At 70.6% G+C, this 11,226-nt stretch carries 9 protein-coding genes; 4 read left to right on the forward strand and 5 right to left on the reverse strand.

The features are described 5' to 3' along the window. Nucleotides 1-13 precede the first annotated feature (13 nt). From AC1DO7_RS29680 to AC1DO7_RS29700, 5 genes are all read right to left on the reverse strand, one after another. Nucleotides 14-1,393, reverse strand: coding sequence for a DUF1254 domain-containing protein (locus AC1DO7_RS29680; RefSeq protein WP_441650399.1), 1,380 nt, complete (start codon nt 1,391-1,393; stop codon nt 14-16). A 23-nt stretch (nt 1,394-1,416) separates the two neighbouring features. After that, nucleotides 1,417-2,742 carry a DUF1254 domain-containing protein gene (locus tag AC1DO7_RS29685; RefSeq protein WP_441650403.1) on the reverse strand — a complete coding sequence of 442 codons (1,326 nt, stop codon included), beginning with the start codon at nt 2,740-2,742 and terminating at the stop codon, nt 1,417-1,419. A gap of 47 nt (nt 2,743-2,789) precedes the next feature. Continuing rightward, nucleotides 2,790-3,791, reverse strand: coding sequence for a Bug family tripartite tricarboxylate transporter substrate binding protein (locus AC1DO7_RS29690; protein WP_441621568.1), 1,002 nt, complete (start codon nt 3,789-3,791; stop codon nt 2,790-2,792). Nucleotides 3,792-3,906: 115 nt separating this feature from the next. Further along, the gene (locus AC1DO7_RS29695) at nt 3,907-6,063 is read right to left on the reverse strand and encodes an acetate--CoA ligase family protein (RefSeq protein ID WP_477116892.1); all 2,157 of its coding nucleotides are present in this window, start codon (nt 6,061-6,063) and stop codon (nt 3,907-3,909) included. A 179-nt stretch (nt 6,064-6,242) separates the two neighbouring features. Beyond that, nucleotides 6,243-7,007 carry an IclR family transcriptional regulator gene (locus AC1DO7_RS29700; protein ID WP_441650456.1) on the reverse strand — a complete coding sequence of 255 codons (765 nt, stop codon included), beginning with the start codon at nt 7,005-7,007 and terminating at the stop codon, nt 6,243-6,245. A gap of 157 nt (nt 7,008-7,164) precedes the next feature. Between AC1DO7_RS29700 and AC1DO7_RS29705 the strand changes: the two genes are divergently transcribed. The 4 genes from AC1DO7_RS29705 to AC1DO7_RS29720 form a co-directional block, all read left to right on the forward strand. Further along, the gene (locus AC1DO7_RS29705; protein WP_441650457.1) at nt 7,165-7,857 is read left to right on the forward strand and encodes a TetR/AcrR family transcriptional regulator; all 693 of its coding nucleotides are present in this window, start codon (nt 7,165-7,167) and stop codon (nt 7,855-7,857) included. Nucleotides 7,858-7,941: 84 nt separating this feature from the next. Beyond that, nucleotides 7,942-8,940: a Bug family tripartite tricarboxylate transporter substrate binding protein gene (locus AC1DO7_RS29710; RefSeq protein ID WP_441650458.1), complete on the forward strand. Its 999-nt coding sequence runs from the start codon at nt 7,942-7,944 to the stop codon at nt 8,938-8,940. Between the two features lie 191 nt (nt 8,941-9,131). After that, nucleotides 9,132-9,875: a histidine phosphatase family protein gene (locus AC1DO7_RS29715; protein ID WP_441650459.1), complete on the forward strand. Its 744-nt coding sequence runs from the start codon at nt 9,132-9,134 to the stop codon at nt 9,873-9,875. Nucleotides 9,876-10,031: 156 nt separating this feature from the next. Next, the coding region (locus AC1DO7_RS29720; protein WP_477116893.1) for a type VI secretion system Vgr family protein at nt 10,032-11,226 on the forward strand (1,195 nt) is incomplete at its 3' end.

An 11,226-nucleotide genomic window follows, 5' to 3' on the forward strand; every position in this document is an offset into this window, starting at 1 on the left:
GGATGCGCTCTCATCATGACTCGCAGGCAATGGATGCAACGAATGCGGCAGCAGCGCCGGGCACCGGCCGGATCGGCGGATAGGCGAAGGTCTTGCCGAGATGCGCGTCGCCCGGCACATAGAGCCGCAGCGTCACGTAGAACGGGCCGGCCGGCGCCGGCAGCCAGTTGCCGTGGCGTGCCGGGTCCGCCGGCGGCGCGGCGGACAGGTGCAGGCGGATGCCGCCATCGGCGTCGGTGCGCAGGCTCGGCGAACGGTCGCCCAGCGAATAGCGCGCCAGCGCATTCTCCACCAGCATGCAGTCGGACTTGCCGTACATGGTGAGCGACCAGAAGGCGCCCACCTGCGGCAGCCCGCCAGGGGCGAAAGCCAGCTCATAGCCGTTGCGGCCGTCCAGCGGCGCGCCCGCGCTGTCGCGGTCGGCCATCACGTACATGGCTTCTTCCACGCCGAGCGCGCCGATGTAGTTGCGCGCCACCAGCGCGCGCTCGGCGTAACGCGTGCCGAACGATGCGCGGATCTCTACCGGCAAGGTCCAGCCGCCGCCCAGGTCGGACGGCAGCGGCGTGGCCAGTTCGGCCAGGACCTCGCCGATGGCGGCGCCCAGGCGTGCCGCGGCCGCGTCGTCGAGCCCGCTCGCATCGCACCGCGCCCCGATGCCATGCCGCGCAAAGCCGGCAACGTGCTCGGCCTCCGCCGCCGGCGGCGGATTGTCCCGCAGGGCCTGGTTCACGATCTCCGCGTAGCGGCGCGCCTGCAACGTACCCGCGGCCAGTTGCTCGCCGGGCTGCATGCCGGTGTCGAAGCGCCGCGCAGCCGGCGCGCCGTCCAGCGTGCCCAGGCGAAGCCGGTCCTGCATGGCATGCACGGCCGGCAGGTCGGCCTCGCCGTCCACCAGGATGCGCCCGAGCAGCCAGACCGCATCGGTCGGGCAGGCAATGGCGGTGGCGCCGGCCGGCACCTCGCCGTGCCAGCCCGGGCCGTGCAGCACAAAGCGACCAGCCCCGCCGCCGGTGGTGCGGGTACCGATATAGCCGAAGGGATTGGTATAGAAGTCCAGCAGCCCCAGCACGTAGTAGCGGCCCTGGCTGTCGGGCACGTCCAGCACCAGCGGGCCCTGCGAGAGATCCAGCCACGCATTGCTGTAGAGCGTGTCGTTGTTGGGCGTGACCACCTGGCGGTGCTGCGGGCCGAGCAGCTGGCGCGTGTGGATGAAGTGGTTGATCCAGCGCACCGCGGACTCGGGCTGGCTGGCGGCGAACTGGCCGGCGCTGTCGCGGCGCGGACAGGTGGCGGCGCGCATGCGCGCCATTTCATAGAGCGGCAGCGTGTAGCGCACGGCGTCGTGGAGATCGTGCATGGTCTGCGCGCGGGCGGATGCGGTATGGGTCATGTCGGCTTCCATCTGATGTCGGCTCAGTCGATGCGCTGCAGGGCGGGAATCGCGTACTGCCCGTCCAGGAAGGACCGGGCGGGATGATAGAGGCGCAGGATCAGGTAGAACGATCCCGCCGGCGCCGGCAGCCAGTTCTCTGCCTGCGCGGGGCGCGCGTGCGAGACCGGGATCACGAGGCTGCCGTCGTCTTCCAGGCGCAGGCCCGGCGTGCGGTCCCCCACTGCGTAGCGGCCGGCCTCGTTGGCGCTGAAGAAGCGGTCCTCGCCGTACAGCGAGACCGACCAGAACGCCTGCGCCGGCGGCAGCATGCCGGGTGCGAAACGCAGCGCGTAGCGGTGCCGGCCGTCGAGCGGCTGGCCGTCGGCGTCGAAATCCGCCATGGCGTAGATCGCCTCGTCGGCGCGCAGGGCACCGAGCCCTTTCATCGCGGTGCAGGCGCGCTGCAGCCAGTCGTCGCCGTACATGCCCAGCTTGAGGCTGTAGCCCCAGCTCTTGCGGCCCTGGCTGCGCGTGTGGGCCTCGATCAGGGCCATGCCCTGCTGGTAGGCGCGCTCCAGCCCGGCGGTCACCGCGGGCCGCAGCGCCGCCACGTCGATCTCGTCCTCCAGGCGCACGCCGGCCTTGCGCAGCAACGTGAAGGCGCCCAGCTCTTGCGCGGCGGGCGGGAATTCGCGCAGCGCGTTGAACAGGTTCTGGAAGAAATCCAGCGCGGGCCGGCCGCTGTCATGCCATTGCTCGACGCTCGCGGGACGTGCCGCGCCCGGCGTGCGCGCCAGCGTGAAGCCCAGCTCGAAGGCCCGCGCCGCCGGCAGGTCGTGCTCGCCCTGCACCAGCACGCGGCCGAGCAGCCACACCAGCGAACTGGGGCAGTGCACCGCGTGCGCGCCGCCGGCTTGCTGGCCGGGACCGACCAGCTCGATGTCCGCGCCTTGCGCGGGCACGTTGCGCGGGCCGAGATTCTCGAAATTGTTGGTGTGGACGTCGAGCAGCTCCACCACGTAGTAGCGGCTGGCATCGGGCAGCGGCGGGACGCGCAGCGTGACGGGGCCGTCGGCCAGGTTGATCCAGCCGCAGAAGTACAACAGGTCGTTGGCGGGCGTGACGATGTCGCGGTCCTCATGCGTCCACTGTCGCTCGCTGGCTGAAAGGCTGTTGACCGGGGCGCGTCCGTAGCCGGTGGCCGCCGCGACCGAGGTCTGCAGGCGGCAGGTGCGCAGCGACTCGACCAGGGCATAGCCATATATCACCAGCGGCACGGCCGCGGCGGCGACCAGGGCTTCCTGCGGGCTGGCCGCGGCACCGGGCAACGAGGTCAGGACGGGGTTCACGTTCATGTTCAGGTTCATGTTCATGCGGATGGCTCCAGGCGGATGGTTTGGTGAGGTTCCATGAATCAGTCGAGCGCCGCGCCGCTGGACTTCACCAGCGCGGCCCAGGCCTTGACGTCCTGCCGCATCTGCACGGCGAAGTCCGCGCGCGGCTGCGCCGTGAAGCGCATGCCCAGCGTCTCGACCTGTGCCTGCACGGCGGGGTCGCGCATGGCGGCCTGGGTGGCGCGCTCGAGTGCGTCGACGATCTCCGGCGGCGTGCGCGCCGGTGCGAACAGCGCGTACCAGCTGTCGATGCGGAAGGGCACGCCGGACTCGGCAAAGGTCGGCACCTCGGGCAATGCCACCGAGCGCTCCGAGCCGCTCACCGCCAGCGCCCTGACCTTGCCGCTGCGGATCAGCGGCAGCGTGCCGGCCAGGTCTGACATCGCTACCGGCAGCGTGCCGCCCATCACGTCGGTCAGCATCGGGCTCACGCCCTTGTAGGGGATATGGCGCAGGTGGATGCCGCTGCTCGCGTTGAGGCTCTCGCCGGCCAGGTGGCCGCCGGAACCCGGGCCCCACGAACCGTACGCCATGTCCGCGCCGGGCCGCCGCGCCTGCGCGATCAGCGCCGGCAGGTCCTTGCCCGTGAAGGCCGGGCCCGCGACCAGCACGTTGCCGCCATAGGCCAGCCGGCTGACCGGCACGAAGTCGCGCACGGGGTCGTAGGGCAGGCGCGGGAAGATCGCCGGCGCGATGGCGTGCGTGGCGGAGATGCCGAGCAGCAGCGTGTAGCCGTCCGGCGCGGCGCGCGCCACCTGGGCCGAGCCGATGGTGCCGGTGGCGCCGGCCACGTTTTCCACCACCACCGTGCCGCCCAGCGCCACCGACAGCCGGGCCGCCAGCAGGCGGCCGATGACATCGGTGCCGCCGCCGGGCGGGAACGGCACCACCAGCCGGACTGGCTTGTCGGGGTATTTCGCCGCTGGCGCGGCGGCGTGCGCGGGTATGGCGGCCACCAGGGTCAGCGCGGCCAGCGCCGGGGCCGCGCGCGCGAGCGCGGACCTTGCAGCTTCGGGATGCATATCGTGTCTCCTGTTGTCGTTCGCGCCGCCATGCGGCGGCGCATGCCTGCGCGCGCGCCCGGTCTATGCCGGCCTTGTGCCGCGCGGCAGGAAATGCCTGGCGTTTCTCATGCCGTCACGCCTGCGTCGCCTCCGGCGCGCGCAAGGTAATCACCGCATCGGCCGCGACCAGACCTTCGGCGCCGACGATGAACGGGTTGATCTCCAGCGTGTCGAGCCGCGGGCCGAGCGCCGCCGCCAGCTGCGACACCCGCACCAACACATCGGCCGCCTGCGCCAGCGGCAAGGCGGGATGGCCGCGATGCCCGGCGAACAGTGCCGCCGCGCGGCTGTCCTCCAGCATGGCCAGCGCGCGCTGCGGCGACAGCGGCGCCAGGCCGAAGGCCATCTGCCGGAAGATCTCCACCGCGGTGCCGCCGATGCCGGCCAGCGCCACCAGGCCGAACACCGGGTCGCGCCGCACGCCTACCATCAGCTCGCCCCAGCCGCGCGCCATGCGCGCCACCAGCACGCCCTCGAAGGGCAGGTCCGCGCCGGCGCGCGCCAGCGCAGCCTGCATGGCAGGGAAGGCCGCGCGCACCGCGGCCTCGTCGGCCAGGTTGAGCGCCACGCCACCCACATCGCTCTTGTGCAGCACATGCGCGGAACACAGCTTCACCGCCACCGGATAGCCGATGTGCTGCGCCACGCGTACCGCCTCGTCGGCGTCGCGCGCCAGGCCGTGGGCGGCGACCGGCACGCCGGCCTGCGCCAGCAGGCGCATGGCGGCGAACTCGGACAGCGCGGCAGCGGCTTGCGGCACATCGGGCGCGAATGTCGCCGCCGGTGCCGGCGGCGCCGCGGCCGGCGTGCCGGCTGCCGCTTCCATCGCGGCCGCGCGCGCCAGCGCCGCCACCGCCTCGATGGCGTGCGCGGGCTCACGGAACACCAGGCAGCCATGCGCCTCCAGCCAGGCGCGCTTGTCGTTGTCGACCAGGCCGGACAGCAGCAACGGCGCGGCGTCGGGGTTCTCGTGCAGCGCGGCGATGGTGTGCTGCAGGTCGGCCCACAGGCGCGGCGCGTTGGCGCCGCCGGCCAGGAAGGCCACCACGCTGCCGTATTCGCCGCAGGTGGCCACGCCGGACAGCGCATCGAGCAACACCTCGGACTGGGCCACCACCTGCCCGGTCACGTCGATCGGGTTGGCGGTGCTGGCAAACGGAATACTCGTGCGCAGCGCGCGCGCCGCGGCGTGCGGCATGGGCGGCATCGGCAGGCCAAGCTGCTCGGCGCGGTCGGCCATCATGATGCCGACCCCGCCCGACACGGTGACGATGGCCACCGGCGCCACCGCGCCCGAAACCAGGCCGCCGGCGCAATCCCAGCGTGCCGGGCGGCGCCCGCGCGACAGCGTGTAGCCCAGACGGAAGAAATCTTCGAGCGTATGCGCGCGGTGCACGCCGTACTCGTCGAACACGGCCTGGTAGACCGCGTCCTCGCCGGCCAGGCTGGCCGTGTGCGACTGCGCCGACCGCGCTCCGGCCTCGGTGGTGCCCACCTTGGCAATCACCACCGGCTTGCCGGCGGCACGCGCGGCGGCCAGCGCCTGGCGCAGGCGCGCGCCGTCGCGGCAGCCTTCCATATAGGCGAGGATCACGCGCGTGTCGTCGTCGTGCGCCATCCATTCGATCACGTCGGCCACCTGCAGGCCGGCTTCGTTGCCGGTGGTGACCCAATGGCTCAGGCCCAGGTTCGCCTCGCGCGCCAGCGCGAAGGCATAGGCACCGAACGCGCCGCTCTGGCTGACCAGGCCCACGTCGCCCACGGGCGGCACGCCGGTCAGCGGGATCGGCGAGAAGGTGGCGAACACGCGCTCGCGCAGGTTCATCGCGCCCAGGCAGTTGGGGCCCAGCAGCGCCACGCCGTGCCGGCGCGCGCTCCCGGCCAGCGCTTGCTGCATGGCGAGGCCGGCATCGCCCACTTCGGCAAAACCGGAGGTGAAGAAGATCGCGGCGCGCGTGCGGTTCTGCGCCAGTTGCGCCATCACGGATTCGGTGGCCCGCGCCGGCACCGCGACGATGGCCAGGTCGACCGCCTCGCCGACGGCTTCGAGCGAAGCGTACGCCGGCAGGCCCTGGATCTCGGTGGCGCTGGGATGCACGGGCAGGATGCGTCCGGCGTAGCCGAGTTCGCGCAGCAGCCGGATCGGCATGCCGCCGACCTTCTCGGCCTGGGTGGATGCGCCGATGACCGCGATCGAACGGGGCTTCAGCAGGGAATCTAGCGTTGGCATTGCTCTGTCTCCGGATTGCCTTGGATGGCTTGTTTCAGGATGCGCGCCTGTGCCGGCGCTGCCTGTGTTGCTTGGTGTCTGGTCCCTTGCCCCGGCCCTGCGCCGCTATTGCCGCAGCCCGGTCGACGACTCGATCGCGCGCACCATTTCCATCAGCAGCGGCGCGACCTTCTTTTCCATCACGCCGCGCCGCAGTTGCGAGGCGACGATGGCGCGCAGTTGAACAACAGCGGGCGGTTCAGGTAGACGATGCGCGAATACACGCCAACACCATGGATGCCGCTACCGATATCGCCCACGCCGTGCATGGCGAGGCCGGCGTCGCCCTCGTTGAAGGCGAAGCCGCGCTTGGGGTAGTGCGCCACGTTGTGGCAGACGGTGTCGTAGCAGGCCGCGTATTCCTGGGCGCGCTCGCGCTGCGCCGCCTGCATCAGCCGCTCGAACTCGACCTTCGACAGCGTGGCCAGGAAGGCGCGGCCCATGGCCGTGCTCAGCACCGAGCGCACCGCGCCCACGCCCGGGCGCGCCGGGTTGTTGTCGTTGTGCGTGCAGGTCAGCAGGTAAGTCACGTCGAGCCGGTGCGCCACGCCCATCGACACCGCGCCCTCCATGCGGTCGGCCAGCGCCTGCATCAGCGGGCGTGCCACATGGCGCACCTGCAGCCCGGCCAGGTAGGGATAGCCGAGGGCCAGCACCTGCGCGCCGACGAAATACTTGTCGAGCTTGGGGTCCCAGTCGAGGTAGCCCAGCTCGAACAGGGTCCGGCAGATGCGCGACACGGTGGCGCGCGGCAGTTGCAGGCGCTCGGCCAGTTCGCCGTTGCCGAGCGGCCGCGGCTCGTCGATGAAGCAGCGCAGCAAGGCGAAGCCCTTGGCCAGCAGGCCACCGAAAGAGGGGTCCTCCAGCCTGCGTTCGGCAATGAATTGTTCGACCGGCGTATGCATCTTGTCTCCTTGCTCCGCAGTTTGGTTGCGGCATTTTTCTGTGTCAAAGAACGGAATCAATTTCCAGATATTGGAAATGTAGTCCGGTTCTTGACGAAAAGCCGTGGTAACCATATGGTTCACAAAAACCGAATCCAAATTCGAATACGGAGACTCCATGCCTGCGTCGACCTCTGCCGCACCCGCCGCCAAGCCCACCAAGGGGAACGCCGCATTCCCCAAGGTGGCCACGCCCTCGATCCTGCAGCCGCCGCGCCAGCGCCGCGCCCGCGAGACCGAGCAGGCCCTGCTGGACGCCGGCCGCGAGCTGTTGGCGCAACGTGACTTCTCCGCCGTATCGGTGGCCCAGATCGCCTCGGCCTGCGAGGTATCGGTGGGCGCCTTCTATGGACGCTTCCGCGACAAGCAGGCGTTCTTCGAGTCACTGCGCGCGCTGGTGATGCAGGAAACCGGCGAGTCCGTCTCGCGCTACCTGCGCGTGGAGCGCTGGGACGACGTGCCGACCGACGTGATGCTGGAAAAGACGATGCGCTTCGTGGTGCTTGGCTGTCACGCCAACCGCGGCGTGATCAAGGCCTCGCTCAAGCACGCCTCGATCCGTCCGGAAGAATGGCTGCCGCACCGCGAAAGCGGCCAGGCGGTGGTCGAGCGCATGGTGGCGCTGCTGGTGCCGCGCCTGCCGCTGCCGCCCGAGCAGGCCGAGCTGCGTGTGCGCTTCGCCATGCAGGCGGTGTTCAGCATCGTGGTCAACGCCATCCTCAACGACGCCGGCCCGCTGCCGCTGGACGACGAACGCCTGCCCGGCGAAATGACCCGCATGGTGGCGGCCTACCTGGCGCAGCCTGCCTGACCCCCCGCGCGGGCGGGTCAGCCCGCGCAACGGTGCGTGCCGCCAGGGCGCGCACCGTCCATAAAAAATCACACGAGACAAGCCATGAAAATACGCAGCCCGTTCTGCGGGAAGACGGCCGCCCTGCTGGCCTGCGCGAGCACGGCATTGCTGGCGTCCTTCGCCCACGCCCAGGCCGGATATCCCGCCAAGCCCCTGCACCTGATCGTGCCCTACCCGGCCGGCGGCCTGACCGACACGCTCGCGCGCACGCTGGCGGAGGGGCTCGGCAAGCGGCTCGGGCAGACCGTGGTGGTGGAGAACAAGGGCGGCGCGGGCGGCATCATCGGCACCGACTACGTGGCCAAGTCTGCGCCCGACGGCTACACGCTGCTGCTGACGATTCCCGGGCCGATCACTGCCAACCTGGCCCTGTACAAGAAGCTGCCCTACGATCCGCGCACCGACCTGCGCCAGATCTCGGACGTGGCGATGGCGCGCACCGTGCTCACCGTCAACGGGGCGCTGCCGGTCAGGACCGTGGGCGAGCTGATCGCCTACGCGAAGAAGGAGCCCGGCAAGCTGCGCATGGGTTCGTGGGGGCCCGGCACGCAGCCGCACACCATCCAGGCCTACATGGACAAGACCTACGGCATCGATATCCTGCACGTGCCCTACCGCGGCGAAGGGCCGATGGTGAGCGACCTGCTGGCCGGCCAGGTCAATGTGACGATCGGCTCGGTGACTTCGCTCAAGCAGCACTTCGCCAGCGGCAAGCTGCGCCCGCTTGCGGTCGCCGGCACCCAGCGCGCCAAGGCCCTGCCGGACGTGCCGACGTTTGCCGAGGCGGGCTATCCCGACGAGCCATACCGCCAGGTCGGCCCCATCACGCTGATGGCGCCGGCACGCACGCCGGACGACATCGTGGCGCGCCTGGGCAAGGAAACCAGCGCGCTGGTGCAGTCTGCGCAGATCAGCCAGCGCATCGAGGAGATGGGCGCCGAGCCGCTCGGCAACCTGCCCGCGCAGGCCGCCGCCGCCTACAAGGCCTACCTGCCGGTGGTGCTGAAGCTCACCGCCGATACCGGCGTCACCCTGGACTGAGCCGCCGCGCTTGGCGTTGCGCGCTGCAGAATGCAGCGCAGCAATGACCGCTATGAATCCCGCGCGGCATCCTTGGCCGCGGCATGGCAGGCCCATACAATGGCTGCAACCCACGCGGCGCGCGGCGCGCCGCGTGCCGATTCCCGCACCACCCGCGCGCCATCCGCGCATCACCCCACTCCCGGATCCCCATGGCAACGCTCTTCCTGGTACGGCACGGCCAGGCGTCCTTCGGCGCCGCCAACTACGACTGCCTCTCCGCCACCGGCCGCCAGCAGGCCCGCTGGCTCGGCGAATACTTCCGCGAGCGCGGCGTCGCGTTCAAGCGGGTGATCGCCGGTTCGCTCACGCGCCAGCAGGACACCGCGCTGGAAATCCTGGCCGGCATGGGCACGCCAGGCGTGCCGCTCGAGACGGCCGCGCAGACGCCCGCCGAAACGCTGGCCGCGGCCGCGCAGGAAGCGCTCAAGGCGCGCGTGGAAACCCATGCCGGTCTCAACGAGTACGACGGCGAAGCGCTCTACCGCAGCCACACCGGTGGCCGGGACCACCGTGCCCACCAGAACGACGACTACAACGATTACTGGCGCACCTTCCGCGCGGCCTACCAGGCCTGGACGCTGGACCAGCTCGCCGGCATGCCGGAATCGTGGGGCGACTTCGGCGGGCGCATCCGCGCGGGCCTGGCGCATGCCGCCGAAGGCGCGACGCGCGAGGATGCCCTGCTGGTGGTGAGTTCGGGGGGAGCCATCGGGCGCGCCGTGGCCGACCTGCTGGGCGCGCCGGCGCAGACGGCGATCGAGCTGAACCTGCAGTTCAGGAATACCGCCTTCTGCGAGATCATCGCCGGGCGCGGCACCCAGCGGCTGCTGAGCTTCAACAACCTGCCGCACCTGGAGCGCGCGGACCGGCGGCAGGCGATCACGTTCGCGTAGCCTCGCGTGGTCAAGTTTGTGACGATCGGTGGCGTGCCGACAGCATTTCACCGCCGCGATCGCGAAATATCGCCATCGAGAATCCGACGCTTCTGACCCCTGCGCGGGTGGATCGCCAGCATCATGCCGTGGCACAGCATTGCACGGAGATCCGCCATGCCACGCCAGGCCGACCTGCGCTTCACCTTCGCCGTCGTCGGCGGAGTCGACTTCGAGGTCATCGAGTTCGATCTCGACGAAGCCCTCTCCGAGACCTTCCGCCTCGACGTGCAGTTGGCCCATGCCGACCCCGACCTCAACTTCGCCGCCATCCTCGACCAGCCCGCCCTGCTCACCCTCTGGCGGGGTAATGAGCCGGTGCGCCATGTCCACGGCCTGATCAGCCGCTTCGAGCAGGGCGACACCGGCTTTCGCCGTACGCGCTACCGCGCCGTGGTCGARCCCGCCCTCGCCCGCCTGCGCCTGTCCTCCGACTGGCGCATCTTCCAGACCCTCTCCGTASCCGAGATCCTCCAGAACGTACTCAAGGCCCAYGGCCTGGCTGCCCGCTACGAACAGATCGTCACCGCCGAGCACCCGCCACGCGAGTACTGCGTGCAGGCCGGCGACACCGACCTGCATTTCCTCGGGCGGATTGCCCGCGAGGAAGGCTTCTACTTTGCCTTTCGCCACGACGCCGACGGCCATCGCCTCATCCACAGCGACCGCCTGTTCGTGCAGGGCCGCATCGCCGGCGGACCCGTGCGCTACAACCCCACCCCCGGCGGCGACCAGCCCGAGCCCGCCCTGCGCCGCTTCAGCTACACCGAGAACGTGCGTACGGCACGCCAGACCCAGCGCGACTACACCTTCACCCATCCACAGTACGACCAGGAACATTCCCGCCTCGGCTCCGACCTCGATCACCAGGCGTCCGCCTACGCACGTTACGACTATCCCGGTCGCTACAAGCGCGACGAAGCCGGCAAGCCCTTCACCGAAGCGCGCCTGCGCGGCCACCGCGGCGACGCCCGCCTTGCCCGCGTCGAGGGCGACGACCCGCGCCTCGTGCCCGGCCTGTCCTTCGAACTCACTGGCCACCCGCGCGAAGACATGAACCACGGCTGGCGCCCCATACGCATGCGCCACCACGGCGTGCAGCACACCAGCCAGGCCGAAGAGAGCGCCGGCAGCGAACAAGGCACCCACTACAGCTACACCGCCGAACTGGTCCCTGACCGCACCGAATGGCGCGCCGAACCGTTGCCCAGGCCGTGCATCGAGGGGCCGCAATCGGCCACCGTGGTCGGCCCGGCCGGCGAAGAGATCTACTGCGACGAATGGGGCCGGGTCAAGGTGCAGTTCCCGTGGG

It is taken from the genome of Cupriavidus sp. 05N40, from assembly GCF_056397305.1.

What these genes read in the sequence shown, in the direction of transcription:
- AC1DO7_RS29695 (WP_477116892.1), bottom strand. Translation starts at nt 6,063, where the DNA reads ATGCCAACGCTAGATTCCCTGCTGAAGCCCCGTTCGATCGCGGTCATC.
- AC1DO7_RS29685 (WP_441650403.1), bottom strand. Translation starts at nt 2,742, where the DNA reads ATGAACCTGAACATGAACGTGAACCCCGTCCTGACCTCGTTGCCCGGT.
- AC1DO7_RS29690 (WP_441621568.1), bottom strand. Translation starts at nt 3,791, where the DNA reads ATGCATCCCGAAGCTGCAAGGTCCGCGCTCGCGCGCGCGGCCCCGGCG.
- AC1DO7_RS29700 (WP_441650456.1), bottom strand. Translation starts at nt 7,007, where the DNA reads ATGCATACGCCGGTCGAACAATTCATTGCCGAACGCAGGCTGGAGGAC.
- AC1DO7_RS29705 (WP_441650457.1), top strand. Translation starts at nt 7,165, where the DNA reads ATGCCTGCGTCGACCTCTGCCGCACCCGCCGCCAAGCCCACCAAGGGG.
- AC1DO7_RS29680 (WP_441650399.1), bottom strand. Translation starts at nt 1,393, where the DNA reads ATGACCCATACCGCATCCGCCCGCGCGCAGACCATGCACGATCTCCAC.
- AC1DO7_RS29715 (WP_441650459.1), top strand. Translation starts at nt 9,132, where the DNA reads ATGGCAACGCTCTTCCTGGTACGGCACGGCCAGGCGTCCTTCGGCGCC.
- AC1DO7_RS29710 (WP_441650458.1), top strand. Translation starts at nt 7,942, where the DNA reads ATGAAAATACGCAGCCCGTTCTGCGGGAAGACGGCCGCCCTGCTGGCC.